General features: G+C 58.1%; 25 protein-coding genes and 1 riboswitch. Of the genes, 13 read left to right on the forward strand and 12 right to left on the reverse strand.

The genetic code is table 11. The annotated features are described in order from the left end of the window. Positions 1–56: 56 nt before the first annotated feature. Both L3068_RS06550 and bioA read right to left on the reverse strand, forming a co-directional pair. Positions 57–533, reverse strand: coding sequence for a kinase inhibitor (locus tag L3068_RS06550; protein WP_014883071.1), 477 nt, complete (start codon positions 531–533; stop codon positions 57–59). A 48-nt stretch (positions 534–581) separates the two neighbouring features. Beyond that, positions 582–1871: an adenosylmethionine--8-amino-7-oxononanoate transaminase gene (bioA, locus tag L3068_RS06555; RefSeq protein ID WP_404851329.1), complete on the reverse strand. Its 1290-nt coding sequence runs from the start codon at positions 1869–1871 to the stop codon at positions 582–584. Positions 1872–1957: 86 nt separating this feature from the next. Here bioA and bioB point away from each other — a divergent pair, with 86 nt between their 5' ends. Genes bioB through bioD form a run of 4 tightly spaced genes read left to right on the forward strand, consistent with a single transcriptional unit; the run spans position 1958 to position 5585 of the window. Further along, complete coding sequence (gene bioB, locus L3068_RS06560; protein WP_008501133.1) at positions 1958–2998, forward strand: biotin synthase BioB; 1041 nt, start codon at positions 1958–1960, stop codon at positions 2996–2998. Then, positions 2995–4152, forward strand: a complete 1158-nt coding sequence (bioF, locus tag L3068_RS06565; RefSeq protein ID WP_117580622.1) for an 8-amino-7-oxononanoate synthase — start codon at positions 2995–2997, stop codon at positions 4150–4152. The genes bioB and bioF overlap by 4 nt, the downstream gene beginning before the upstream one ends. Further along, positions 4136–4891 (forward strand): malonyl-ACP O-methyltransferase BioC, encoded by a 756-nt coding sequence (bioC, locus tag L3068_RS06570; protein ID WP_117580620.1) that lies wholly within the window; start codon positions 4136–4138, stop codon positions 4889–4891. Before bioF ends, bioC begins: the two co-directional genes overlap by 17 nt. After that, a complete protein-coding gene (gene bioD, locus L3068_RS06575; protein ID WP_117580618.1) occupies positions 4884–5585 on the forward strand; it encodes a dethiobiotin synthase in 702 nt (233 codons plus the stop codon). Before bioC ends, bioD begins: the two co-directional genes overlap by 8 nt. Here the strand turns inward: bioD and L3068_RS06580 are convergent. Continuing rightward, the gene (locus L3068_RS06580) at positions 5548–6270 is read right to left on the reverse strand and encodes an ABC transporter ATP-binding protein (protein WP_023332449.1); all 723 of its coding nucleotides are present in this window, start codon (positions 6268–6270) and stop codon (positions 5548–5550) included. The genes bioD and L3068_RS06580 overlap by 38 nt on opposite strands. Positions 6271–7020: 750 nt before the next feature. Between L3068_RS06580 and uvrB the strand changes: the two genes are divergently transcribed. After that, positions 7021–9036 carry an excinuclease ABC subunit UvrB gene (uvrB, locus tag L3068_RS06585; RefSeq protein ID WP_014883077.1) on the forward strand — a complete coding sequence of 672 codons (2016 nt, stop codon included), beginning with the start codon at positions 7021–7023 and terminating at the stop codon, positions 9034–9036. A 73-nt stretch (positions 9037–9109) separates the two neighbouring features. On the opposite strand, the gene yvcK is transcribed toward uvrB, so the two are convergent. After that, positions 9110–10018, reverse strand: a complete 909-nt coding sequence (gene yvcK / locus L3068_RS06590; RefSeq protein WP_014883078.1) for a uridine diphosphate-N-acetylglucosamine-binding protein YvcK — start codon at positions 10016–10018, stop codon at positions 9110–9112. 226 nt (positions 10019–10244) lie between these two features. After that, positions 10245–10379: riboswitch (molybdenum cofactor riboswitch) on the forward strand. Here yvcK and moaA point away from each other — a divergent pair. The 6 genes from moaA to L3068_RS06620 all read left to right on the forward strand — a co-directional run bounded on the left by moaA (position 10367) and on the right by L3068_RS06620 (position 13846). Next, positions 10367–11356: a GTP 3',8-cyclase MoaA gene (moaA, locus tag L3068_RS06595; protein WP_117580616.1), complete on the forward strand. Its 990-nt coding sequence runs from the start codon at positions 10367–10369 to the stop codon at positions 11354–11356. Its footprint overlaps the riboswitch before it by 13 nt. 24 nt (positions 11357–11380) lie before the next feature. After that, positions 11381–11893 (forward strand): molybdenum cofactor biosynthesis protein B, encoded by a 513-nt coding sequence (gene moaB, locus L3068_RS06600; protein ID WP_032637144.1) that lies wholly within the window; start codon positions 11381–11383, stop codon positions 11891–11893. Between the two features lie 3 nt (positions 11894–11896). Then, positions 11897–12382, forward strand: coding sequence for a cyclic pyranopterin monophosphate synthase MoaC (gene moaC / locus L3068_RS06605; RefSeq protein WP_008501142.1), 486 nt, complete (start codon positions 11897–11899; stop codon positions 12380–12382). After that, the gene (moaD, locus tag L3068_RS06610) at positions 12375–12620 is read left to right on the forward strand and encodes a molybdopterin synthase sulfur carrier subunit (RefSeq protein WP_045269735.1); all 246 of its coding nucleotides are present in this window, start codon (positions 12375–12377) and stop codon (positions 12618–12620) included. The genes moaC and moaD overlap by 8 nt, the downstream gene beginning before the upstream one ends. A gap of 1 nt (position 12621) precedes the next feature. Next, the gene (gene moaE, locus L3068_RS06615; protein WP_117580614.1) at positions 12622–13074 is read left to right on the forward strand and encodes a molybdopterin synthase catalytic subunit MoaE; all 453 of its coding nucleotides are present in this window, start codon (positions 12622–12624) and stop codon (positions 13072–13074) included. Positions 13075–13138: 64 nt separating this feature from the next. Continuing rightward, on the forward strand, positions 13139–13846 hold the full coding sequence (locus L3068_RS06620) for a Bax inhibitor-1/YccA family protein (protein WP_014883084.1): 708 nt from the start codon (positions 13139–13141) through the stop codon (positions 13844–13846). 89 nt (positions 13847–13935) lie between these two features. Here L3068_RS06620 and L3068_RS06625 read toward each other — a convergent pair whose 3' ends face one another. The 3 genes from L3068_RS06625 to L3068_RS06635 are packed head-to-tail and all read right to left on the reverse strand — an operon-like array spanning position 13936 to position 16894. Continuing rightward, positions 13936–14898, reverse strand: a complete 963-nt coding sequence (locus L3068_RS06625) for a lysylphosphatidylglycerol synthase transmembrane domain-containing protein (protein ID WP_014883085.1) — start codon at positions 14896–14898, stop codon at positions 13936–13938. Continuing rightward, a complete protein-coding gene (clsB, locus tag L3068_RS06630; protein ID WP_023332453.1) occupies positions 14898–16136 on the reverse strand; it encodes a cardiolipin synthase ClsB in 1239 nt (412 codons plus the stop codon). The genes L3068_RS06625 and clsB overlap by 1 nt, the downstream gene beginning before the upstream one ends. Further along, entirely contained in the window at positions 16133–16894 is a 762-nt protein-coding gene (locus L3068_RS06635) for an endonuclease/exonuclease/phosphatase family protein (protein ID WP_045268578.1), read from the reverse strand. The genes clsB and L3068_RS06635 overlap by 4 nt, the downstream gene beginning before the upstream one ends. A 133-nt stretch (positions 16895–17027) precedes the next feature. Between L3068_RS06635 and L3068_RS06640 the strand changes: the two genes are divergently transcribed. Further along, positions 17028–17438, forward strand: coding sequence for a YbhQ family protein (locus tag L3068_RS06640; protein ID WP_014883088.1), 411 nt, complete (start codon positions 17028–17030; stop codon positions 17436–17438). On the opposite strand, the gene L3068_RS06645 is transcribed toward L3068_RS06640, so the two are convergent. The 5 genes from L3068_RS06645 to cecR are packed head-to-tail and all read right to left on the reverse strand — an operon-like array spanning position 17400 to position 23040. Beyond that, positions 17400–18506 (reverse strand): ABC transporter permease, encoded by a 1107-nt coding sequence (locus tag L3068_RS06645; RefSeq protein WP_023332455.1) that lies wholly within the window; start codon positions 18504–18506, stop codon positions 17400–17402. The two genes, L3068_RS06640 and L3068_RS06645, sit on opposite strands and share 39 nt — an antisense overlap. A 9-nt stretch (positions 18507–18515) precedes the next feature. Next, positions 18516–19649, reverse strand: a complete 1134-nt coding sequence (locus L3068_RS06650) for an ABC transporter permease (protein ID WP_023332456.1) — start codon at positions 19647–19649, stop codon at positions 18516–18518. Continuing rightward, positions 19639–21378 (reverse strand): ATP-binding cassette domain-containing protein, encoded by a 1740-nt coding sequence (locus L3068_RS06655; protein ID WP_023336950.1) that lies wholly within the window; start codon positions 21376–21378, stop codon positions 19639–19641. The genes L3068_RS06650 and L3068_RS06655 overlap by 11 nt, the downstream gene beginning before the upstream one ends. Further along, positions 21371–22366, reverse strand: a complete 996-nt coding sequence (hlyD, locus tag L3068_RS06660) for a secretion protein HlyD (protein WP_236904782.1) — start codon at positions 22364–22366, stop codon at positions 21371–21373. The genes L3068_RS06655 and hlyD overlap by 8 nt, the downstream gene beginning before the upstream one ends. After that, positions 22363–23040 (reverse strand): transcriptional regulator CecR, encoded by a 678-nt coding sequence (gene cecR / locus L3068_RS06665; protein ID WP_014883093.1) that lies wholly within the window; start codon positions 23038–23040, stop codon positions 22363–22365. The genes hlyD and cecR overlap by 4 nt, the downstream gene beginning before the upstream one ends. A gap of 208 nt (positions 23041–23248) precedes the next feature. On the opposite strand from cecR, the gene rhlE reads away from it, so the two are divergent. Then, positions 23249–24631, forward strand: coding sequence for an ATP-dependent RNA helicase RhlE (gene rhlE / locus L3068_RS06670; RefSeq protein WP_023332460.1), 1383 nt, complete (start codon positions 23249–23251; stop codon positions 24629–24631). The last annotated feature ends 63 nt before the right edge of the window (positions 24632–24694 follow it).

Below are 24694 nucleotides of genomic sequence, written 5' to 3' on the forward strand. Positions count from 1 at the left end.
GGGCCTACGAGTGCAAAATGTAGGCCGGGTAAGGCGTAGCCGCCACCCGGCTTTTTTTACGAATACATCGCCGTAATCGACGCGCTACCAAGCGAATGGAAATGCACGTTAAAGCCTACCATCGCGCCACTCGCGCCTTCATCGACCTCAATCTTGTCCACATCCAGCGCATGCACCGTGAAGATATAGCGGTGGGTTTCCCCTTTTGGTGGCGCTGCGCCGCCGTAGCCCGCTTTACCAAAGTCAGTGCGCGTCTGAATAGCGCCTTCCGGCAGGGCGACCAGGCCGGAGCCGGAACCCTGCGGCAGCACGCGCGTGTCGGCAGGCAGGTTTGCTACGATCCAGTGCCACCAACCGGAGCCGGTTGGCGCATCCGGGTCGTAACAGGTCACGACAAAGCTTTTCGTGCCAGCCGGAACCTCATCCCACGCCAGGTGCGGGGAGATATTATCGCCCTGATACCCCATGCCGTTGAAAACGTGGCGTTCCGGCAGCTTTTCGCCGTCGCGCAGATCTTTGCTGATGATTTTCATACGGTTTACCCTCGTTAATCACTCGTTCTCGAAGTGTAACGCATAGGGCTAAATCGTGAAATGCGCGGGTATGTTGACCGCGTCGACTACCGCGGCGGTGAGCTTACGCAGCTGCTCAGCAGTGATGATATACGGCGGCATCAGGTAGATAAGCTTGCCGAAAGGCCGTACCCAGACGCCCTGCTCAACGAAGAAGCGCTGCAGCGCCGCCATATTCACCGGATGCGTGGTTTCAATTACCCCGATGGCGCCCAGCACGCGCACGTCCGCCACAAAATGGGCTCCCGAGGCGGCGCTCAGCTCGTCTTTCAGCTGCGCTGCAATCGCCGCGACCTGCGTCTGCCACTCGCCGCTCTCCAGTATGGCGAGGCTTTCACTTGCGACGGCGCAGGCCAGAGGGTTGCCCATAAACGTCGGACCGTGCATAAAGCAGCCCGCGTCGCCGTCGCTGATGGTGTCGGCAACATGACGGGTCGTGAGGGTGGCCGAGAGCGTCATGGTGCCGCCAGTCAGCGCTTTGCCCAGGCATAAAATATCCGGGGCGATACCCGCATGCTCACAGGCAAACAGCTTCCCGGTGCGGCCAAAGCCGGTGGCGATTTCATCGGCAATCAGCAGAATGCCCTCGCGGTCGCACATCTTGCGAATACGCTTCAGCCATTCCGGATGATACATCCTCATTCCGCCTGCGCCCTGCACAATCGGCTCCAGGATGACGGCGGCGATATCATGACGATGTGCCGCCATGAGTCGCGCGAAGCCAACCATGTCCATCTCGTTCCACTCGCCGTCGAAGCGGCTTTGCGGGGCAGGCGCGAACAGGTTTTCCGGCAGGTACCCTTTCCACAGGCTGTGCATGGAGTTATCCGGGTCGCAGACCGACATCGCCCCGAAGGTATCACCATGATAGCCGTTGCGGAACGTGAGGAAGCGCTGGCGCGTTTCGCCTCTGGCGTGCCAGTACTGCAGCGCCATTTTCATCGCCACTTCCACCGCCACGGAGCCGGAATCGGCCAGGAAGACACACTCCAGCGATTCAGGGGTCATTGCCACCAGGCGACGGCACAAATCCACCGCAGGTTGATGGCTGATCCCGCCAAACATGACGTGCGACATCTGGTCAATCTGGGCCTTCATCGCCGTATTCAGGCGCGGGTGGTTATACCCGTGAATGGCCGCCCACCAGGAGGACATCCCGTCGACGAGCTGTTCACCGCTGGCAAGGTGCAGCTCGCAGCCGTGGGCCGAGGCCACCGGATAGACGGGAAGAGGGCGGGTGGTGGAGGTGTAAGGGTGCCAGATATGCTGCTTGTCGAAGGCGAGATCGTCCTGGGTCATAATCGACTTGTAAACCATTTTGAAAAGTTTTAGGTTTACGAGTATAAACCGAACCGAAAATTAACAAAACCCTTTGGAGAAGCCCGATGGCTCACCACGCACGCTGGACGATGTCGCAAGTTACTGAATTATTCAATAAACCTTTCCTTGAGCTGATGTTTGAAGCCCAACAGGTGCATCGTCAGCACTTCGATCCGCGCCATGTTCAGGTCAGCACGCTGCTGTCGATCAAGACCGGCGCCTGTCCTGAAGACTGCAAATATTGCCCACAGAGCGCACGCTATAAAACCGGTCTTGAATCCGAACGCCTGATGGAAGTAGAGCAGGTGCTCGATTCCGCGCGTAAGGCGAAAAACGCCGGCTCGACCCGCTTCTGCATGGGGGCGGCGTGGAAGAACCCGCACGATCGCGATATGCCGTATCTGGAGCAGATGGTGAAAGGGGTGAAGGAGATGGGCCTCGAAGCCTGTATGACGCTCGGAACGCTGAACGAAGAACAGGCGCAGCGCCTCTCGGCGGCAGGACTGGATTACTACAACCATAACCTCGATACCTCGCCGGAGTTTTACGGCAACATCATCACCACGCGCACCTATCAGGAGCGTCTGGATACGCTGGACAAAGTGCGTGACGCGGGGATCAAAGTCTGTTCCGGCGGTATTGTGGGCTTAGGTGAAACGGTGAAAGATCGTGCGGGTCTGCTGCTGCAGCTGGCGAACCTGCCAACGCCGCCGGAAAGCGTCCCGATTAACATGCTGGTGAAGGTCAAAGGCACGCCGCTGGCGGATAACGAAGACGTGGACGCGTTTGATTTTATTCGCACTATCGCGGTGGCGCGCATCATGATGCCGACCTCTTATGTACGCCTTTCTGCGGGCCGTGAGCAGATGAACGAGCAGACCCAGGCAATGTGCTTTATGGCCGGGGCCAACTCCATCTTCTACGGCTGCAAGCTGCTGACCACGCCGAACCCGGAGGAAGACAAAGACGTTCAGCTGTTCCGCAAGCTGGGGCTGAACCCGCATCAGACCGAGGTGCTGACGGGCGATAACGAGCAACAGCAGCAGCTGGAGCAGCAGATTTTCAATGCCGACACCGACCAGTTCTACAACGCGGCAGCAGTATGACCTGGCAGGCACGTATCCAGTCGGCGCTCGACGAGCGTCGGGCGACTGATGCGTTTCGCGTACGCAAGGTGGTCGAAAACGGCGCAGGCCGTTTTCTGACCCGCGACAGTCTGCGTTACCGTAACTTCTCCAGTAACGATTATCTCGGTCTTAGCCAGCATCCGGCTATCGTTCGCGCCTGGCAGCAGGGGGCAGAGCGGTTTGGCGTGGGCAGCGGTGGATCGGGGCACGTTAGCGGCTACACCCCGGCACATCAGGCGCTGGAGGAGGCGCTTGCCGACTGGCTGGACTACCCGCGCGCGCTGTTGTTTATTTCGGGTTTTGCCGCCAATCAGGCGGTGATTACCGCCCTGATGGGGAAGGACGACCGCATTGTCGCCGACCGCTTAAGCCATGCCTCGCTGCTGGAAGCGGCAAGTTTGAGTCCGGCTCAGCTGCGCCGCTTTGCCCATAACGATGCGGGGCAACTCGCTGCGCTGCTGGATAAACCGTGCGAGGGGCAACAGCTGGTGGTCACGGAAGGGGTATTCAGCATGGACGGCGACAGCGCACCGCTTGCCGTACTGCACGAGGCTGCCAGACAGCAACATGCCTGGCTGCTGGTCGACGATGCCCACGGTATCGGCGTGACGGGTGATGAAGGGCGGGGAAGTGTTCACCAGCAAGGCGTCAGACCGGAGCTGCTGATAGTCACTTTCGGCAAAGGTTTTGGTGTGAGTGGCGCCGCCGTACTGTGCAGCGAGTCCGTTGCAGACTATCTGCTGCAGTTTGCCCGGCACCTGATCTACAGCACCAGCATGCCACCGGCGCAGGCCGTGGCGTTGTCTGCGTCCCTGGCCGTCATTCGTAGCGCAGAAGGGGAGGAACGTCGCCAGCGGCTGGCAGAGCATATCTGCCGCTTCCGTCAGGGACTGGCGGCGCTTCCTTTCCGCAGTACTGATTCACAAAGTGCCATCCAGCCGGTGATCGTAGGGGAAAACGCGCAGGCGCTCTCCCTGGCACAAACGCTGCGCGATCGGGAGATGTGGGTCACGGCTATTCGTCCACCCACCGTACCGCCGGGCACGGCGCGTCTGCGGCTCACGCTGACGGCGGCGCACGAGACCGAGGATATTGCTGCACTGCTGGAGGCGCTGCATGTTGCCAGTCAATAAGCAGGCCATTGCGGCGGCGTTCGGCCGGGCCGCGCGCAGCTATTCACAGCACGATGAACTGCAGCGCCAGAGCGCACAGGGGCTGATGACGTTGCTCGGCGAGAGGCGCTTTACCCAGGTGCTTGACGCCGGGTGCGGCCCCGGCGGGAATAGCCGACTCTGGCGCGAGGCGGGAAGTCACGTGACGGCCATCGACCTGTCTCCCGCTATGCTGGATGAGGCGCGCCAGCAGCAGGCTGCGCATCGTTATCTGGTGGCGGACATCGAGGCGATTCCGCTGGCGGACGCGCAATTCGATCTGGTCTGGAGCCATCTGGCGGTGCAGTGGTGCAGCAGCCTGGCGCAGGCGTTGAGCGAGCTTTATCGCGTCGCCTGCCCGGGCGGCAAGGTGGCGTTTACCACGCTACTGGAAAGCTCGTTACCGGAGCTCAATCAGGCCTGGCAGGCGGTGGATGAACAGCCGCACGCCAACCGCTTTTTGTCATATGAGCAGGTTACGCAGGCCCTGGCAGGCTGGCGCTATCGCAGTACGGTGCAGACCATCACTCTCGATTTTAGCGATGCTTTAAGCGCGATGCGCTCGCTGAAGGGCATTGGCGCCACGCATCTGCATGCCGGGCGCGAGAAAAAACCGCTGACCCGGGGCCAGCTGCAGCGCCTTGAGCTGGCCTGGCCGCAGCAGCGGGGCCAGTTCCCGCTCTCTTATCAACTTTTTCATGGGATTATTGAACGTGACTGAACGTTATTTTGTCACCGGGACGGATACGGAAGTGGGCAAGACGGTTGCCAGCGCTGCCCTTTTGCAGGCGGCGCGAAAGCTTTGGAAAAACACCGCCGGGTATAAGCCTGTGGCTTCCGGCAGCGAGATGACGGCGGAGGGGTTACGTAACACCGACGCGCTGGCGCTTCAGCGTAACAGCACGCTCGAACTCGCCTATTCAGCGGTGAACCCGTATACCTTTGCCGAGCCGACCTCGCCGCACATTATCAGCGCCGATGAAGGCCGTCCGATTGATTTTGCCGTGCTCTCTGCCGGGTTACGAACCCTGGAAAGCCAGGCCGACTGGGTGCTGGTGGAAGGTGCAGGCGGGTGGTTTACGCCGCTCTCTCAGGACCAGACGTTTGCTGACTGGGTGCAGGCCGAGCAACTGCCGGTCATACTCGTTGTCGGCGTCAAGCTCGGGTGTATTAACCACGCCATGTTGACGGCACAGGCCGTTCAGCAGGCAGGGCTGCGTCTCGCGGGCTGGATAGCCAACGACGTGGTCACGCCGGGCAAGCGACACCATGAGTATCTGATGACCCTCAAACGGGTGCTCCCCGCGCCATTCCTGGGGGAGATCCCCTGGCTTGCAGACGATGCCGAACAGGCCGAAACCGGTCAGTATCTTGACCTCAGCGTCTTGCTTCCAGCGACATCCAGTGGGCAATAAGCTCATCGTTGAGTTCGTTAACGTGGCCCTGTGCCACGTTACGTCCGCGGTAGAGCATGCAAAACCGATCCGCAACCCGGCGGATAAACGACAGCTGCTGTTCTGCTAGCAGCACCGTCATCCCAAGCTCCCGGTTTAGCCGTACCAGCAGTTGTGCAAGCTTATGGGCAAAGCCCTGGCCGGCACCGTGCATAGGTTCATCCAGAATCAACATACGCGGGCGATTGACCAGCGCATTTGCCAGAGCAAGCTGATACTGCGCCTCTGGCGAAAGGGCGTTGCCTCGCGTCTGACGCAGCGCGTAAAGTTCGGGAAAGAGCTCGTACACTTCACTTTTCGCTGCCGGGTCGGATTTATCCATCGCCCGCATGGCAATGTGCAAATTTTCCTCAATCGTCAGCTGAGAAAAAATCCGCCTGTCCTGCGGGACATAGCCAATCCCCGGTCCGGAACGTTGTTCGGCCGTCTGGCTGAGTAAATCACGCGGCGGCGCACCCGCTTCATGCCAGATGATGGTGCCGCTATCCACGGGCACTTTCCCGGCGATGCAATTCATTAGGGTGGTTTTTCCCATCCCTGGCAGGCCAACAACGCCGGTACACATCCCTTGCGGAAAATCTAAATCCACGTTCCATAGCGTATGTTGGCTTCCGTAAAACTGATTCACTGCACGCAGACTCAACATCTTTCTCTCCTTAAAAATGTGTCGGTGACGCTCGGTTTTTGATTGTGCAAAACCCCTGCCAGAAACCGTGAAGTGATTAAAAAAGCGGCTTTTTTAAGAATGTTCCACCACTAAGTGGGGTAAGGAAACCCGGAATTGCACATCGACGGTGCTGGCGGTGTTGAGTCGTGGTGCAGGGTAAAATGGCGGAAATGTGAGCAAGATCCCATCAGGTGGTTATGAATGACGCAACTGTTTATCGACAAAAAATAGCGATAAAAATTTTTTGTTGCCGTCTCGTGGGAAAATCCGGGAATTTGCCGAGCGGCAGTCTGCATGGGCTGGAAGCAGTTATCCACTATTCCTGTGGATAACCATGTGCATTAGAGTTAGAAAACACGCGATAAGCGAGAGAAGACGCGGCTTTCGCCCAAATTGACGCGAAACGCGGCTTTAGAAAATATCGTTTAAAATTTAATTGCTTAGATAAAAGCAATTACCGTAATGAAAGTGTCACGCGCTGCCATAAAACTCTCATTACCTGGCTTGACAAATGTTAAAAAAGAAAAAGTTCTGGGGATAACCCACGTTGACTGGTTTTTTATCTCGTCAGAGTCGAAATTTTATCCATTAACGCGCTAATCCTTAAGCCGCTATGCTAAATATCCTGACATGCTACTGGTTTTTCATCCAGTGTTTTTTACTGGCATTCCTGGCAACAACGAGTAAAATTACTCACCTGCCGCTTATAACGTCATCAGGTCGTCGCCCATGAGTAAACCGTTCAAACTGAATTCTGCTTTCCGTCCATCTGGCGATCAGCCTGAGGCGATCCGTCGTCTGGAAGAGGGGCTGGAAGATGGGCTTGCGCACCAGACGCTGCTGGGGGTAACCGGTTCCGGTAAAACGTTCACCATCGCCAACGTGATCGCGGATCTGCAGCGCCCTACGATGGTGCTTGCCCCCAACAAAACCCTCGCGGCACAGCTTTACGGCGAGATGAAAGAGTTCTTCCCGGAGAACGCCGTTGAGTATTTCGTCTCCTACTACGATTACTACCAGCCGGAAGCCTATGTGCCGAGCTCTGACACCTTCATCGAGAAAGATGCCTCAGTGAACGAACACATCGAGCAGATGCGACTGTCGGCGACCAAGGCGCTTCTAGAGCGTCGCGATGTGGTTGTGGTGGCGTCGGTTTCGGCGATTTACGGCCTGGGCGACCCGGACCTCTATCTGAAGATGATGCTCCACCTGACGCAGGGGATGATCATCGATCAGCGTGCGATTTTGCGCCGTCTGGCGGAGTTGCAGTACACCCGTAACGACCAGGCATTTCAGCGCGGAACGTTCCGCGTGCGCGGGGAGGTGATCGACATCTTCCCGGCGGAATCGGACGATATGGCGCTGCGCGTTGAGCTGTTTGATGAAGAGGTTGAACGTTTATCGTTGTTTGACCCGCTAACCGGTCACGTTGAGTCGGTGATCCAGCGTTTTACCATCTACCCTAAAACGCACTACGTGACGCCGCGCGAGCGTATCGTGCAGGCGATGGAAGAGATCAAAGTGGAGCTGGCTGAACGCCGTAAGGTGCTTCTGGCGAACAATAAGCTGCTGGAAGAGCAGCGCCTGAGCCAGCGAACCCAGTTCGATCTGGAGATGATGAACGAGCTCGGCTACTGCTCCGGTATTGAAAACTACTCCCGTTTCCTCTCCGGTCGTGGGCCGGGTGAGCCGCCGCCGACGCTGTTTGACTACCTTCCGGCCGACGGCTTGCTGGTGATAGACGAATCCCACGTCACCATTCCGCAGATTGGCGGGATGTACCGCGGTGACCGCGCGCGTAAAGAGACGCTGGTGGAGTACGGGTTCCGTCTGCCGTCGGCACTGGATAACCGGCCGATGAAGTTTGAAGAGTTTGAGGCGCTGGCGCCGCAGACTATCTACGTGTCGGCCACGCCGGGCAACTACGAGCTGGAGAAATCGGGCGATGAGGTGATTGATCAGGTGGTTCGTCCGACCGGGCTGCTGGATCCGATTATCGAAGTGCGTCCGGTGGCGACCCAGGTGGACGATCTGCTCTCTGAGATCCGCAAGCGTGCCGCCATCAACGAGCGTGTGCTGGTAACGACGCTCACCAAGCGTATGGCGGAAGATCTGACGGAGTATCTGGAAGAGCACGGCGAGAAGGTGCGTTATCTGCACTCGGATATCGATACCGTGGAGCGTATGGAGATCATCCGCGATCTGCGTCTGGGTGAGTTTGACGTGTTGGTAGGGATCAACCTGTTGCGAGAGGGGCTGGATATGCCGGAAGTCTCGCTGGTGGCGATTCTGGACGCGGATAAAGAGGGCTTCCTGCGTTCCGAGCGCTCGCTGATCCAGACCATTGGCCGCGCCGCGCGTAACGTCAATGGCAAAGCGATTCTCTACGGCGATAAAATTACCCCGTCGATGGCGAAAGCGATTGGCGAAACGGAACGCCGCCGTGAGAAACAGCAGCGCTATAACGAAGAGCACGGCATTACTCCGCAGGGGCTGAACAAGAAAGTGGTGGATATTCTGGCGCTCGGTCAGAACATTGCGAAGACCAAAGCGAAAGGCCGCGGCAAGGCGCGTTCCGTGGTGGAAGAAGATACCGTCGTACTGACGCCGAAAGCGCTGCAGCAGAAGATCCACGAGCTGGAGGCGCAGATGATGCAGCACGCCCAGAACCTGGAGTTCGAAGAGGCGGCACAGATCCGCGATCAGCTTCATCAGCTGCGGGATTTGTTTATCGCGGCATCGTGAGTCGGTGATGTGTTTTCTCCCTCTCCCTGTGGGAGAGGGCCGGGGTGAGGGCAAGAGGCCGCATAAAACGAACCTAACCCAGCGCCTGAATCGCCTTCTCCAGCGCTTCGCGCAGTAGATGGCGGTCGTGGCGGTATTTAATATCGCTGGCCTCCAGCGGCTCCTGAATCACCACCCGCTCGCCGATACCGGAGACATCCACCTTCGGCCCAACCACCACGCCGTCGATGATTTTCTTGCCGACGTACTGCTCCATCAGGCTCAGTTTGTCTGCCAGCGACAGGCTTGCCGCCGCCGGGCTCAGCTCACGCCCCAGATTACCGATGTAAACCATCGGAGCAGGGGTGCGACGCAGCGCCTGCGCCAGCTCTTTTACCAGCAGGATCGGCATCAGGCTGGTATAAAAACTGCCCGGGCCAATCAGGATTAAATCCGCTTCGCCAATCGCTTCGACGGCTTCACGCGTCGCCGGTACGCTCGGGTAGGTCATCAGCTCTTTGGGCGGCAGCAGAAGCTGGTCGATATTCACTTCGCCGTACACTTCGTGATCGTCAGCATCAATGGCCATTAAATCCACCGGCTGTTCTGACATCGGGATCAGGAACGCATCCACTTTCAGCAAATTTCGTATCAAATTGATGGCTTCAAGCGGGCGCACGCTCAGGTGATCCAGCGCCTTAAGCATTAAATTTCCAAGGTTATGCCCGGAAAGTTCCCCGTTGCCGCCAAAACGGTACTCAAACATCGCAGATGCGACGCTCGGTTCGGTAATCAGCTGGTTGAGACAGTTGCGCATATCCCCCCAGGCGATGCCGCCTTCGGCACGTCTTATCCGCCCGGTTGAGCCGCCATTATCGGTGGTTGTCACTATCCCTGTCAGCCTTGAGCCCAGTGACGACAAAGAGGACATCACCCGGCCCAGACCGTGGCCTCCGCCAAGAGCGACCACTCGGTCAAGATCCGCAAAAGTGCGATTACGCATACCCGTTCCTTATCACGTTTGATCTGCGTAACACTACCTGAACTACCCCTAAAAGACGATGCCTCATACGAAGCAAAATGACGTATATCAATGCGAAAAGCGGGTTTTTAGGTATTCTGTAGCGAAAATGCACGATTGAGTCGCTATATACATAATTATATAGCGAAAGGCGATGATGGCGAAGTGAGAATTTCCGCGCTACTATCGCCATAACCACGTTTTCGAATTTGAAAACATACACTCTAGCCTTTGTGCCTGTGTCGAAAGATATGGCGCTCTGGCCGTGGCGGATCTGCCACCAGGGTACAGAAAGAAATGACTGTGCCTCCCGTATCTGGAAAGGTGTACATGGCTTCACAACTGACTGATGCTTTCGCGCGTAAGTTTTATTACTTACGTCTGTCGATTACCGATGTGTGCAACTTCCGTTGCACCTACTGCCTGCCCGACGGTTACAAACCGGGCAGCGTCACCAATAACGGCTTTCTCTCCGTGGATGAGGTGCGCCGCGTTACGCGCGCGTTCTCCGGGCTTGGCACCGAAAAGGTCAGGCTGACCGGAGGCGAACCTTCTCTGCGCCGTGATTTCCCCGACATCATTGCCGCCGTGCGTGAAAACGAACATATCCGCCAGATTGCGGTGACCACCAACGGTTACCGGATGGCGCGTGATGTGGCGACCTGGCGCGACGCGGGCTTAACCGCCATCAACGTCAGCGTGGACAGCCTCGATGCCCGCCAGTTTCACGCCATTACCGGCCAGGACAAGTTCCGCCAGGTGATGGACGGCATCGACGCGGCATTTGCGGCCGGGTTCGAGAAAGTCAAAGTCAATACGGTGCTGATGCGTGATGTGAACCATCATCAGCTCGATACCTTCCTGGCGTGGATAAAATCTCGCCCAATCCAGCTGCGTTTTATCGAGCTGATGGAAACCGGTGAGGGCAGTGACCTGTTCCGCCGCCATCACATTTCCGGCATGGTGTTGCGCGACGAGCTGCTCAAACGCGGCTGGATCCACCAGATCCGCCAGCGCAGCGACGGCCCGGCGCAGGTCTTCTGCCACCCGGATTACAAGGGTGAGATTGGCCTTATCATGCCCTATGAGAAAGACTTCTGCGCCAGCTGTAACCGTCTGCGCGTCTCCTCCGTGGGCAAGCTCCATCTCTGCCTCTTCGGCGACGGCGGCGTAGATCTGCGCGATCTGCTGGAAGACGATGCTCAACAGGAAGCGCTTGAAGCGCGCATTTCTGAAGCGCTGACGCACAAAAAACAGACCCACTTCCTGCATCAGGGCAACACCGGCATTACTCAGAACCTGTCTTATATTGGCGGGTGATCAGGCTTAAGAAGGAATCAGAAGATGAGTCAGGTAAGCGCAGAATTTATCCCGACACGCATTGCTATTCTTACCGTTTCCAACCGCCGTGGCGAAGAGGATGATACGTCCGGCCACTGGCTGCGCGAGGCGGCCCATGATGCGGGGCATCACATCGTCGATAAAGCGATTGTGAAAGAGAACCGCTACGCCATTCGCGCGCAGGTTTCGCAGTGGATTGCCAGCGATGAAGTGCAGGTGGTATTGATCACCGGCGGCACCGGTTTTACCGCAGGCGATCAGGCGCCTGAAGCGCTGATCCCACTGTTTGACCGCGAAGTGGAAGGCTTCGGCGAAGTATTCCGCATGCTCTCCTTTGAGGAGATTGGTACCTCCACGCTGCAGTCGCGCGCCGTCGCCGGGGTGGCCAACAACACCCTGATTTTCGCCATGCCGGGCTCGACCAAAGCCTGCCGCACCGCGTGGGAAAACATCATCGCCCCGCAGCTGGATGCCCGTACCCGTCCGTGTAATTTCCATCCCCATTTAAAGAAATAAGCTATGTCACAACTGACCCACATTAACGCCGCCGGCGAAGCGCATATGGTGGATGTCTCCGCCAAAGCGGAAACGGTGCGCGAGGCGCGCGCGGAAGCGTTCGTTACCATGCTGCCGGAAACGCTGGCGATGATTATCGACGGCAGCCACCACAAGGGTGACGTCTTTGCCACCGCCCGCATCGCCGGTATTCAGGCCGCCAAGCGCACCTGGGACCTCATTCCCCTTTGCCATCCGCTGATGCTTAGCAAGGTGGAAGTGAACCTGCAGGCGCAGCCGGAGCATAATCGGGTGCGCATTGAGTCCCTGTGCCGCTTAACCGGGAAGACCGGCGTTGAGATGGAAGCCCTGACGGCAGCCTCCGTTGCCGCGCTGACCATCTACGACATGTGTAAAGCGGTGCAGAAAGATATGGTGATTGGCCCGGTTCGCCTGCTGGCAAAAAGCGGCGGCAAATCCGGTGATTTTAAGGTGGACAGCCATGATTAAGGTGCTCTTTTTTGCCCAGGTGCGCGAGCTGGTGAATACCGACAGCCTGACGCTGGAGGGCTCTTTTGAAAATGTCGCCGCCCTGCGTGCGCATCTGGCCGCACAGGGCGAACGCTGGGCGCTGGCGCTGGACCAAAGTAAGCTGCTGGCCGCCGTGAACCAGACGCTGGTTGAGTTCAGCCATCCACTAACCGCAGGGGATGAAGTGGCCTTTTTTCCGCCGGTCACAGGGGGTTAAGATGGCTGAGACCCGAATTCTGGTGAGCCCGGCGCGTTTTAACGTGGGGACAGAATATGACTGGCTGGCCGAGCGTGACGAAGACGGCGCGGTCGTGACGTTCACCGGCAAGGTACGCAATCACAACCTCGGTGACAGCGTGAAGGCGCTGACGCTGGAGCACTACCCGGGCATGACGGAGAAATCGCTGGCGGCCATTGTGGAAGAAGCGCGTGGCCGCTGGCCGCTCGGGCGCGTCACGGTGATCCACCGCATCGGCGAGATGTGGCCAGGCGAAGAGATTGTTTTCGTGGGCGTGACCAGCGTGCACCGCGGCAGCGCGTTTGCGGCAGGGGAGTTCATGATGGATTACCTCAAAACCAAAGCGCCGTTCTGGAAGCGGGAAGCGACGCCGGAAGGGGAGCGCTGGGTGGAATCCCGCGATAGCGATAAACAAGCCGCCAGCCGTTGGTAGTCGGTTGACGTGGATGTGTTAATCTTAACGTGTGTGTCTACTTAATCTTAATCAGGAGTGAATCATGGACCGATTTCCGCGTTCCGATTCAATAGTACAGCAGACCCGTAGCGGCCTGCAGACGTATATGGCTCAGGTGTACGGCTGGATGACAGTTGGCCTGCTGCTTACCGCGTTTATCGCGTGGTATGCGGCGAACACGCCTGAACTGATGATGTTTATCTTCTCCAGCAAAATCACCTTCTTTGGGCTGATCATCGCGCAGCTGGCGCTGGTGTTTGTCCTCTCCGGGCTGGTGCAAAAGCTCAGTGCGGGGATGGCGACCACGCTGTTTATGCTCTATTCGGCGCTGACGGGGCTGACGCTTTCCAGTATTTTCATCGTCTACACCTATTCCTCCATTGCCAGCACGTTTGTGGTGACCGGCGGGATGTTCGGCGCGATGAGCCTTTACGGCTACACCACCAAACGTGACCTGAGCGGTTTCGGCAGCATGCTGTTTATGGGGCTGATCGGGATTGTGCTGGCGTCGCTGGTGAACCTGTGGCTGAAGAGTGAAGCGCTGATGTGGGCCGTGACCTACATTGGTGTGGTGGTCTTCGTTGGGCTGACGGCGTATGACACCCAGAAGCTGAAAAACATCGGCGAGCAGATCGACGTGCGCGACAGTTCAAACCTGCGCAAATACTCGATTCTGGGCGCGCTGACGCTCTATCTGGACTTCATCAACCTGTTCCTGATGTTGCTGCGTATTTTCGGCAACCGTCGTTAAGGTTGTTTTGCCGGGTGGCGGCTTCGCCTTACCCGGCCTACGAAACGCGAACCGTAGGTCGGGTAAGGCGAAGCCGCCACCCGACTTATTCACTTCGCTAACATCCTCTCATTCTTCGCCCGTAGTTTCTTCGCCCGACTCTCCAGCACCAGATAACAGACCGTGGCCAGCGCCAGCGGCAGGAAGTAATAGAGCATGCGGTAGGCGAGCAGGGCGGCAATAATCGCTCCCTGAGAAACATGCTCTCCGGCCAGAAGCGCAATGAACACCGCCTCCAGCACCCCAATCCCCGCCGGGATATGCACAATAACCCCGGCGATACTGCTCACCAGCAGCACGCCCAGCACGAAGAAGTAATTCACGTCCTCGCCAATCAACAGCCAGATAATTGCTCCCATCGCCATCCAGTTAGCGCTGGATACCGCCATCTGCAGCATGGCAAACTTCCACGACGGCAATACCAGTTTCTGCCCTCTGAGGGTCATATGACGGCGTTTAGCAAACGCGCAGGCCCACAGATAAAAAGCGATAATCAGCAGCAGCACGATGCCGAGAATACGCAGCGTGGCTTCATCGATGTACCAGTGCGCGGGCAGCTGGACCACGCCGATGGTGAAAATCACCCCGCCGAGCAGAATATAGCCCAGCCAGTTAGTGGTGATGCTCAGGGAAAAAATGCGGGTTATAGTCCCGCCCGGCAGCCCGAGACGCGAGTAGAGGCGATAGCGCATGCCAATCCCCCCGACCCAGGTACTCAGCGTCAGGTTGAAGGCGTAGCAAATAAACGACACCAGCATCACCTGGCGTTTAGCCAGCTTGTGGCCGCAGTATGCCCGGCCCAGCAGGTCGTAGCAGCCGTACATCAGGTAGCTCACGATCACCAGCCCTGTCGCGCCCAGCAGCACCATCCGGTTGTAGTTGCGGATAACTTTCCACACCTCCTCCCAGTCAACTTTTTGGGCATACACTACCAGCAGCACGGCGACCGCAATAAAGAACACCCAGGTGAGAATTTTTTTCGCCAGCCGCCAGCGCGGATGTGATTTCGACATCAGGGTTTGCCTCCATCTTCCGCCTCAACGCGGTCCTGGGTTTCCATTTCGGGTTGTACCGGCGGGTCCACCTGCGCCAGCTTCGGCGTATGCGCTGGCAGCCAGCCGACCATCGCCGGGAAATGGCGAAGGAAGTGGAACACCACTACGCTGATGCCCAGGTTCCACCAGGTGCGTTTCGGCACCATAGACTCATCCACGCGCACACAGTCGTTAACAATCAGGGCCTGCAAATTATCCCGCAGGGTCTGATTAAACTGGCGATCGTGGATGATCAGGTTAGCTTCGAGATTCAGCGATAAGCTCAGCGGATCCAGGTTGCTGGAGCCGACGGTGGCCCAGTGATCGTCCATCAGCGCGACTTTGCCATGTAGCGGTCGACGGCGATATTCGTAGATCTGAACGCCGCCTTTGACCAGATAGTTATACAGCAGCCGCGCGCCAACTTTGACTATCGGCATATCCGGCTCGCCCTGGACAATCAGCTTCACCCGTACGCCGCGCCGGGCCGCATTACGCATGGCATGCAGCAGGCGATAGCCCGGGAAAAAGTAGGCGTTAGCAATGATCACTTCGCGCTTCGCGTTGGCGAGCATCTTCAGGTAATGGCGTTCAATATCGTCCCGGTGCTCGCCGTTGTCGCGCCAGACGAAAAGGGCCTGCGCTTCGCCGGGCTTGCGGTTCTCCTCCGGGCGATGGCGGCGTTTCCACCAGCGGCGAACGGCCTCTTTCCCCGGCAGGTTCTCCAGTTCGAATAATACGATGTCCTGTACTACCGGGCCCTCAATGCGAATGGCGTAATCCTGTTTTGCTTCCGGGCCGTAGTCGGACATATGTTCAGCGGAGTAGTTAATGCCGCCTACAAACGCCACCGCCTCATCCACCACCACAATTTTGCGGTGCATCCGCCGGAAAAGGTTGGTACGCATGCCAAACAGGCGCGGGCCGGGATCGTAGTAGCGGAACACCACGCCCGCAGCGGTCAGTTCATTCACGAACCCGTCGCTGAGGTCCGGTGAGCCATAGCCGTCCAGCAGCGCTTCAATTTTGACGCCGCGCCGGGCGGCACGCAGCAGTACGCTGTGTAACTGTTTGCCCACGTCGTCCTCGAACCAGATAAAGGTTTCGAGGATCACTCTCTGCTTAGCGTTATCAATCGCCTTAAAGACGGCCGGGTAATACTCGTCGCCGTTGACCAGCAGCGAGATCCGGTTGCCTTCCTGCCAGGAACATTTCATAAGTGGATCTCCGCGCTGAGCGGGGCATGGTCGGACAGATGTCGCCAGTTAAGTAAGGCCAGCGCCGTCGGGCTGCTGGCATGGGCATTTTTCACGTAGATACGGTCCAGGCGCAGCAGGGGAAAGCGCACCGGGAACGTCCGTGCCGGGCGACCATGGGCCCGGGTAAAAATCTCCTCCAGCCCTGCATTGACCTTCAAAGGATGGTTCGCGCGCTGCCGCCAGTCGTTAAAATCACCGGCCACGACCACGGGTTCACCGTCGGGAAGCGCATTGGTCCAGTCAGCCAGCATCTGTAGCTGCGCCTGACGGTGGACTTCGCGCAGGCCAAGATGCACGCAACCGACATGAATGGGCACCGTGAGTGCCGGTGGCGTGATGCGGCAGTAAAGCAGCCCGCGCTTTTCGCTCTCACCTACGGAAACGTCCCGGTTCTCATAATGTTCGATAGGAAAACGTGACAGCACCGCGTTCCCGTGATGGCCTTCCGGATAGACCGCGTTGCGCCCGTAGGCGTAATCACTCCACATCGTGTCGGCCAGAAATTCATAGTGCGGCGTATCGGGCCAGTTCTCGAAATGCATGGGATGCACCTCGTGCGCGCCCATCACCTCCTGCAGACAGACAATGTCCGCGCTGACGGTGCGAACCGCGTCGCGCAGCTCCGGTAAAATGAAGCGGCGATTAAATGCTGTGAAGCCTTTATGAATGTTTATCGTCAGCACTTTAAGCGAGAAATGCTGCATTTTTTGAGTCATAAGCCCCTTCCTGAGTGACTATCCCAATGAAAATAAAGTGTAGTCGGCGTCACAAAAAGATGCGGCGTTACGGAATTTTCCGTAAAGTGCGGTAGTCTGATTAAGCAGATAAAAATCCTTCAGGAGAGAAGCCATGAAGTGGCAACAACGTGTTCGTGTCGCAACGGGGTTAAGTTGCTGGCAGATAATGTTGCATTTACTGGTCGTGGCCGTACTGGTGATGGGCTGGATGAGCGGCACGCTGGTGCGTGTTGGCCTGGGGCTATGCGTCCTCTATGGCGTCACCGTGCTGTCGATGCTGTTCTTACAGCGCCACCATGAAGCGCGCTGGCGCGAGGTGGGTGATGTGCTCGAAGAGCTCACCACCACCTGGTACTTTGGTGCCGCGATGATTGTGCTTTGGCTGCTGTCACGCGTGCTGCAAAACAACCTGCTGCTGGCCCTGGCGGGTCTCGCAATCCTTGCAGGGCCTGCGGTGGTCTCATTGCTCACCAAAGAGAAAAAGCTACGCAATGTTGCGTCTAAACATCGCGTACGCCACTGATCCCGTCGTGGCCGCTATGACCAGTAGCGGCCACAAACTCCCCCAGACAATATCCAGACTCGCATCCTTCAGATAGATCTGCTTGGTAATGTCCGTAAAGTGGCGTATCGGGTTTATCCATGTGATGTCCTGCAGCCACACCGGCATGTTCTCGACAGGGGAAACGTACCCGGAGAGCAAAATTGCTGGCATCATAAAGACAAACACGCCGATAAACGCCTGCTGCTGCGTCGAGCACAGCGCCGAAATTAACAGCCCAAACCCCACCAGCGACAGCCCGTAAATCACCATCGTGAAGTAAAACAGCGCCAGCGAACCGGCAAACGGGATTTGATAGGCCCAAATTCCCACGCCCAGCACGATAGTGGCCTGAAATGTCGCGACAATCAGCGCCGGCACCGCTTTGCCAACAAAGATTTGCCAGGTTGCGAGTGGGGAAACCAGCAGCTGATCCAGCGTACCTTGCTCCCGCTCGCGGGCGACGGACAGGGAGGTGACGATCATCACCCCGATGGTGGTGATCATGGCGATCAGCGACGGCACCACAAACCATTTGTAGTCCAGATTCGGGTTGTACCAGTTACGCACCACCAGCTCGCTGTTGTTGGGCTTCGGTTTGCCGTCCATCAGCTCCTGCTGATAATTCTTCACCACCTGCTGCAGATAGTTGGCCGCAATCTGGGCGCTGTTAGAGTTGCGCCCGTCGAGGATAAGCTGCATCGGCGCGGTCTGGAAGGTATCCAGGTTACGGGAAAAATCTGCCGGGAAGCGCACCAGCAGCAGGGCTTTTTGCGTATCGATGGTCGGCTGGATTTCCTGCGGGCTTTTCAGCAGCAGGATATGGGTAAACGCTTTTGCACGGGCAAAGCGCTGCGTCAGCTCGACGGAATGTTTACCGTTGTCTTCGTTGTAAATGGCGATGGTGGCGTTGGTCACCTCAAGCGTCGCGGCAAAGGGGAACAGCAAAACCTGGATCAGCACCGGCAAAACCAGAATGGCGCGGGTTTGCGGCTCGCGCAGCAGGGATTGCAGCTCTTTTCGTATTAACGTCCATAGTCGGTGAAACATGTTCGCTCCTTAATCCAGACGCCGTTTGGTTTTCAACCACGTCAATCCGATAAACATCACCGCTGACGCCATTAAAAACAGCGTGTTGATAATCAGCACCACCGGAATATTCCCCGCCAGGAACAGGCTTTGCAGCGTGCTCACGAAATAACGCGCCGGAATGATGTAGGTCACGGCGCGGATCACCGCTGGCATACTGTCTATCTGGAAAATAAACCCGGACAGCATGATCGACGGTAAAAAGGCGGCGTTGAGCGCCACCTGCGCGGCGTTAAACTGGTTGCGGGTGATGGTGGAGATGAGCAGCCCCATCCCCAGCGTGCTAAGTAAAAACAGGCTGGTGATAAAGAACAGCACCACCAGCGAGCCGCGGTACGGCACGCCGAGGATAAAGACGGCGACAAGCATACAGAGCAGCATCGCCAGCATGCCGAGGAAATAGTAGGGGATGAGCTTACACAGCAGCAGCTCGACGCGCGTCACTTCTGTGGAGAGCAGCGCCTCCATGGTGCCACGCTCCCACTCGCGGGCGATCACCAGCGAGGTCAGGATCGCGCCAATCACCGTCATGATAATCGTCACCGCGCCCGGAATGATAAAGTGCTGGCTGATAGCGGCAGGGTTAAACCAGTAGCGTGTTTGCACGTCGATGAGCGGTTCAAACGTCTCCCCCCGGTCTTCGGCACGCTGCATCTGCCATAGCTGCCAGATCCCCTCCACGTAGCCCTGAACGAAGTTCGCAGTGTTCGGTTCGCTGCCGTCGGTAATCACCTGGATCGGCGCGTCGGCATTCGCCCGCGCCATATTGGCGGCGAAATCCACCGGGATGACCACCAGCCCGCGAATTTTCCCGGCCTGCATCTTCTGGATCAGCGCCTGCCGGTTATCGCTGATGGTGGCGTCAATGTACGGCGAGCCGGTCATGGCGTGGGTGAAGTCCAGCGCCTCTTCGCTCTGCTGTTCCAGCAAAATGCCGACCCGCAGCTTGCTGGAGTCGAGGTTGATGCCGTAGCCAAAGATAAACAGCAGCAGCAGGGGGATCACCACCGCAATCAGCCAGCTACTCGGGTCACGCACGATCTGCCGCGTCTCTTTTATGCATAACGCGCGCACCCGGCGCCAGGAAAGGGCGTTACTGCGCATGGGCATTCTCCTTATCCCAGTCGTGGATGAGGGTGATAAACGCCTGCTCCATGGTCGGGTCTGGCACGGCATCGTCGGCGGCCTGGTTTTTCAGGTCGTCCGGGGTGCCGTGGGCAATCAGCTTGCCGCGATAGACCAGCCCGATGCGGTCGCAGTATTCCGCCTCATCCATAAAGTGGGTGGTCACCATCACCGTCACCCCTTTCTCCACCATGCTGTTGATATGCAGCCAGAACTCGCGGCGGGTGAGGGGATCCACCCCGGAGGTCGGCTCATCGAGGAAAAGAATATCGGGCTCGTGCATCAGCGAGCAGGCCAGCGCGAGGCGTTGCTTAAAGCCGAGGGGCAGTTCGTCGGTGGCGTGGGAGGCAATATTCGTTAACCCGAAGGCATCGCTCATGCGGCGGATTTTCTCGTTCTGCGCGCGCCCGCGCAGGCCGTACACGCCGGAGAAAAAGCGCAGATTCTGCTCGACGGTCAGGTTGCCATACAACGAGAATTTCTGTGCCATATAGCCCAGATGCTGGCGCGCCTTGCCGGAGCTGACTTTGAGATCCATATCCAGCACCAGCGCCTTGCCGGACGTCGGCACCAGCAGGCCACACATCATTTTAAAGGTGGTGGATTTCCCCGCGCCGTTCGGCCCGAGCAGGCCAAAAATCTCGCCGCGTTTTACCGCAAAGTTGACGTTATCGGTGGCGGCGAAATCGCCGAACTTTTTGGTCAGGGATTTGGCTTCAATCACCGTCTCGCCCGGCGTACCTTCAACCGTGTGGAGGATCGCGCCGAGAGGCGATTCCGATGTCCCCGCGCCGCCCAGCAGGTCGATAAACGCATCTTCAAAGCGCGGCGCCGTCTCTGCCATTTCAATTTCAGGCATGCCAGGCGCGCGGCGAATATCCTCGACGGTGGCCTCCTTTTTGAGGATTACGCGCACGGACCGACCCTGAATCATCCCGTCGCTCACCTGCGGCAGTTTCAGCACTCTCTGCAGCAGCCTGCGGTTGGACTCCTGCGGGCTGTGGAGGAGGAAACTGCGTCCGGCCATGCTCTGCGTCAACGTCGTTGGCTCGCCCTGATAAAGCAGCTCGCCTTCGTTCATCAGCAGCACGTCCCGACACTGTTCCGCTTCGTCGAGGTAGGAGGTGCTCCAGAGGATCAGCATCCCGTCGCCTGCCAGCTCGTGCACCATCTGCCACAGCTCACGGCGGGAGATGGGGTCCACGCCGACGCCGGGCTCGTCCAGCAGCAGGACCTTTGGTTCGCCGACGAGCGTACAGGCCAGCCCCAGCTTTTGCTTCATCCCGCCGGAGAGCTTGCCCGCCAGCCGGTCGGTGAACGGGCCGAGGGAGGTGAACTCAAGCAGGCGGGCGAAGGTTTTCTGCCGGGTTTCGCCGGTCACGCTGCGCAGGTCGGCATACAGGTTCAGGTTTTCCATCACCGTCAGATCTTCATACAGACCAAACTTCTGCGGCATATAGCCGAGCATGGCGTGGAGCGCGCCGTCGTCTTTGATGGGGTCAAGGCCAAGCACGCTGGCTGTGCCTTCATCCGGCTTTAGCAAACCGGCCAGCATCCGCATCAGCGTGGTTTTGCCTGCGCCGTCCGGGCCGACCAGGCCGGTAACATAGCCTTTCTGAATGGTGCAGTTCAGCGGGGCGACCGCTGGTTTGTCCATCCCTGCGAAGCGTTTGACCAGATTGTTGAGCTGGATAACCGCGTCATTCATGTCGTTCCCCGTTGTTCACTTTTACGGTAACAGGCATGCCCTGACGCAGCGCGTCGTCCGCATCGGTGACGATGATGCGCAGACGGTACACCAGGTCGGTACGCAGGTCCGGCGTTTCAACGGTTTTCGGGGTGAATTCGGCGGTGGGGGAGACAAAGCCGACTTTGCCGTGATACGGCTTATCCGGACGACCATCGGTATAGAGCAGCAGCTCGCGGCCCGGCTGCATCTGGCCGAGATTTGGCTCGTCAATGTAGGCGCGCACCCAGACCGGGCGGGTCAGGGAGAGCGTTAATACGGTGCTGCCCGCGCTGAGCATGCTGCCCGGCTCCACGGCACGGGTCATCAGCGTACCGTCAGACGGGCCGATGAGGGTTGTATCATGCAGATCCAGCTCTGCCTGGGCCAGCTGCGCCTGCGCCTGTTCAAGGCTGGCTTTGGCCTGGGCAATGTCCTGCGGGCGGTTACCGGTGGTGTACTGGCTTAATTTATCCTGCGCGGATTTCAGCGTCGCCTGCGCCTGGTCGCGGGATGAACGCGCATTCTCCAGATCGTTGGCTGAAATGGTGCGGCTTTTCCACAGCCCCTGCTGACGGTTATAGAAATTCTGCGCGTAGTCGTAGGCAGCTTTCGCCTGCTTAACGGCAGCGGCGGCCTGGGCGATCTCTTCGTCACGATAACCCGCCAGCATCAGGTCATATTGCGCCTGGGCAACGGAAACGCCCGCTTTGGCCTGCATCAGGGCGTTCTCGTAGGGGGCTTTATCCAGCATGCCCAGCGTCTGCCCGCTTTTAATGGCATCGCCTTCGTCAACGTTCAGCGAGGCGAGACGGCCACCCACGCGGAAGCTCATATTCACGGTACGAATATCCACATTACCGTACAGCGTCAGGCCCCGGTCCTGATGGCTCTGATACCACAGCCAGCCACCGACGCCCGCGGCAAGCAAAACAACAACCACCAGAATGATGGCGACAGGTTTTTTCATGACTTCAGGCTCCTTTGCGTTAAGCCTTGCAGGATCAGATCGAGATGACAGGTGATAACCTGGCTAATCTGCGCGGCTTTATCCTCATCGAATTGTGTCCAGCCGGTGCGTAACAGGATGGTTTCCCGCCCCAGACGAAAGGCAAGGATTTCACCCAGCAGGGCATGGGTATGCAAAATGGTCACGGTATCGCTGGCGTCCCGCCCGGTATAGGCGGCGATCAGGTGGGTCAGGTGGGTATGCATCGGAGCAATGACCTGATCGTGTACCAGCTGATAGGCAGTTGTAGGGGAGAGCTGCTCGCGGGAGATAAACTTACTCAGGTTGAGCGTATCGTCGTGCGTCAGCAGGCGGATCATATTATGGCAGGCATTCAGGATAAGCCGCCGGATAGCGTCACGATCCGGCGTCGGCTGGCTCAACAGCTCGCTGGCTTCTTCAACGTGCGGACGAAAATGTGTGCCGATAAAATCGGCAATCCACTGGGCGCAGGCGAGGTACAAATCCTCTTTTGAGCCAAAATAGTAGGTGATCGCCGCAATGTTTTGCCCGGCCTGGGCGGCGATATCTCGCGTGGTCGCGTGCAGGCCATACTCGCCAAACTGCGCCAGCGCGGCAGCAATCAGCTGGCTTTTGGCCTGTTCACCTTTGGTTGTCGTTGGGGTCGTATTCATGGCGGTATTAAAAATTAATCAATCGATTGATTAAGATTATGCCTGATTCACGCTAACGTCGAGGGAACGCGGAGGGATATTTTATGCGCCACGTCACAAAAGCTGCTACACTCCGCCCCTTCGCGACATTGTGGTTTTTGTCCTTCCCCTTTTCGTTATATCTCCCTGAAAACTACACCTGTGATGGTCGGGGCGGTTCGGAGTTTTTATGTCTTTTGATTCCCTTGGCCTGAACCCGGAAATTCTGCGTGCCATCGCAGAGCAGGGCTACGTTGAGCCAACCCCCATCCAGCAGCAGGCGATCCCCGCCGTTCTTCAGGGGCGTGACCTGATGGCCAGCGCCCAGACCGGCACCGGTAAAACCGCGGGCTTTACGCTGCCGCTGTTAGAGCTGCTGGTAAAAAACCAGCCGCACGCCAAAGGCCGTCGTCCGGTTCGTGCGCTGATCCTGACCCCAACCCGTGAGCTGGCGGCGCAGATTGGTGAGAACGTGCGTGACTACAGCCGCTATCTCAACATTCGCTCGCTGGTCGTTTTCGGTGGCGTCAGCATCAACCCACAGATGATGAAGCTGCGCGGCGGCGTGGACGTGCTGGTGGCAACGCCGGGCCGTCTGCTGGATCTCGAACACCAGAACGCGGTGAAGCTCGATCAGATTGAAATTCTGGTGCTGGATGAAGCTGACCGCATGCTGGATATGGGCTTTATCCACGACATCCGTCGCGTGCTGGCCAAGCTGCCTGCGCGTCGTCAGAACCTGCTGTTCTCTGCCACCTTCTCCGACGAGATCAAGGCGCTGGCAGAAAAGCTGCTGCATAACCCGCTGGAAGTGGAAGTGGCGCGTCGCAACACCGCCTCTGAGCAGGTGACGCAGCACGTTCACTTTGTTGATAAAAAGCGTAAGCGGGAGCTGCTCTCCCAGATGATCGGCCAGGGTAACTGGCAGCAGGTGCTGGTCTTTACCCGCACCAAGCACGGTGCGAACCACCTGGCGGAACAGCTCAATAAAGACGGTATCCGCAGTGCCGCCATCCACGGTAACAAGAGCCAGGGTGCGCGTACCCGTGCGCTGGCGGACTTCAAATCTGGCGACATCCGCGTGCTGGTGGCAACCGACATCGCCGCGCGTGGTCTGGACATTGAAGAGCTGCCGCACGTAGTAAACTACGAGCTGCCAAACGTCCCGGAAGATTACGTTCACCGTATCGGTCGTACCGGCCGCGCGGCGGCAACCGGTGAAGCGCTCTCTCTGGTCTGTGTCGATGAACACAAGCTGCTGCGCGACATCGAACGTCTGCTGAAGAAAGAGATCCCACGCATCGAAACCCCGGGCTACGAAGTGGATCCGTCCATCAAGGCGGAGCCGATTCAGAACGGTCGCCAGGGCGGCGGTCGTGGTCAGGGCGGCGGTGGTCGCGGTCAGCAGCCGCGTCGTGCTGAAGGCGGCGCGCCGAAATCATCCGGCAAACCCCCGCGCCGCAACAACGACAGCAAACCGGCCGGCGAAAGTCCGTGGCGCAGCGGTGAAGGGAAACCGGCAGGGGAAGGGCAGCGTCGACGCCGCCCGCGTAAACCTGCTAACCCGCAGTAATCTGGAAGCCCGGTCGTAAAGCCGGGCTTTTCTTTTTGCGGCAGCGAAGAGAAAGTGCCACAA

Source organism: Enterobacter cloacae complex sp. ECL414 (assembly GCF_021869685.1).
Taxonomy (GTDB): Bacteria; Pseudomonadota; Gammaproteobacteria; order Enterobacterales; family Enterobacteriaceae; genus Enterobacter; species Enterobacter kobei.

What these genes read in the sequence shown, in the direction of transcription:
- yvcK (WP_014883078.1), bottom strand. Translation starts at nt 10,018, where the DNA reads ATGCGTAATCGCACTTTTGCGGATCTTGACCGAGTGGTCGCTCTTGGC.
- hlyD (WP_236904782.1), bottom strand. Translation starts at nt 22,366, where the DNA reads ATGAAAAAACCTGTCGCCATCATTCTGGTGGTTGTTGTTTTGCTTGCC.
- uvrB (WP_014883077.1), top strand. Translation starts at nt 7,021, where the DNA reads ATGAGTAAACCGTTCAAACTGAATTCTGCTTTCCGTCCATCTGGCGAT.
- L3068_RS06655 (WP_023336950.1), bottom strand. Translation starts at nt 21,378, where the DNA reads ATGAATGACGCGGTTATCCAGCTCAACAATCTGGTCAAACGCTTCGCA.
- bioB (WP_008501133.1), top strand. Translation starts at nt 1,958, where the DNA reads ATGGCTCACCACGCACGCTGGACGATGTCGCAAGTTACTGAATTATTC.
- bioA (WP_404851329.1), bottom strand. Translation starts at nt 1,871, where the DNA reads ATGACCCAGGACGATCTCGCCTTCGACAAGCAGCATATCTGGCACCCT.
- cecR (WP_014883093.1), bottom strand. Translation starts at nt 23,040, where the DNA reads ATGAATACGACCCCAACGACAACCAAAGGTGAACAGGCCAAAAGCCAG.
- moaD (WP_045269735.1), top strand. Translation starts at nt 12,375, where the DNA reads ATGATTAAGGTGCTCTTTTTTGCCCAGGTGCGCGAGCTGGTGAATACC.
- clsB (WP_023332453.1), bottom strand. Translation starts at nt 16,136, where the DNA reads ATGAAATGTTCCTGGCAGGAAGGCAACCGGATCTCGCTGCTGGTCAAC.
- L3068_RS06620 (WP_014883084.1), top strand. Translation starts at nt 13,139, where the DNA reads ATGGACCGATTTCCGCGTTCCGATTCAATAGTACAGCAGACCCGTAGC.
- moaB (WP_032637144.1), top strand. Translation starts at nt 11,381, where the DNA reads ATGAGTCAGGTAAGCGCAGAATTTATCCCGACACGCATTGCTATTCTT.
- L3068_RS06640 (WP_014883088.1), top strand. Translation starts at nt 17,028, where the DNA reads ATGAAGTGGCAACAACGTGTTCGTGTCGCAACGGGGTTAAGTTGCTGG.
- L3068_RS06580 (WP_023332449.1), bottom strand. Translation starts at nt 6,270, where the DNA reads ATGTTGAGTCTGCGTGCAGTGAATCAGTTTTACGGAAGCCAACATACG.
- moaA (WP_117580616.1), top strand. Translation starts at nt 10,367, where the DNA reads ATGGCTTCACAACTGACTGATGCTTTCGCGCGTAAGTTTTATTACTTA.
- L3068_RS06625 (WP_014883085.1), bottom strand. Translation starts at nt 14,898, where the DNA reads ATGTCGAAATCACATCCGCGCTGGCGGCTGGCGAAAAAAATTCTCACC.
- L3068_RS06635 (WP_045268578.1), bottom strand. Translation starts at nt 16,894, where the DNA reads ATGACTCAAAAAATGCAGCATTTCTCGCTTAAAGTGCTGACGATAAAC.
- moaC (WP_008501142.1), top strand. Translation starts at nt 11,897, where the DNA reads ATGTCACAACTGACCCACATTAACGCCGCCGGCGAAGCGCATATGGTG.
- L3068_RS06650 (WP_023332456.1), bottom strand. Translation starts at nt 19,649, where the DNA reads ATGCGCAGTAACGCCCTTTCCTGGCGCCGGGTGCGCGCGTTATGCATA.
- L3068_RS06550 (WP_014883071.1), bottom strand. Translation starts at nt 533, where the DNA reads ATGAAAATCATCAGCAAAGATCTGCGCGACGGCGAAAAGCTGCCGGAA.
- bioF (WP_117580622.1), top strand. Translation starts at nt 2,995, where the DNA reads ATGACCTGGCAGGCACGTATCCAGTCGGCGCTCGACGAGCGTCGGGCG.
- moaE (WP_117580614.1), top strand. Translation starts at nt 12,622, where the DNA reads ATGGCTGAGACCCGAATTCTGGTGAGCCCGGCGCGTTTTAACGTGGGG.
- rhlE (WP_023332460.1), top strand. Translation starts at nt 23,249, where the DNA reads ATGTCTTTTGATTCCCTTGGCCTGAACCCGGAAATTCTGCGTGCCATC.
- L3068_RS06645 (WP_023332455.1), bottom strand. Translation starts at nt 18,506, where the DNA reads ATGTTTCACCGACTATGGACGTTAATACGAAAAGAGCTGCAATCCCTG.
- bioC (WP_117580620.1), top strand. Translation starts at nt 4,136, where the DNA reads ATGTTGCCAGTCAATAAGCAGGCCATTGCGGCGGCGTTCGGCCGGGCC.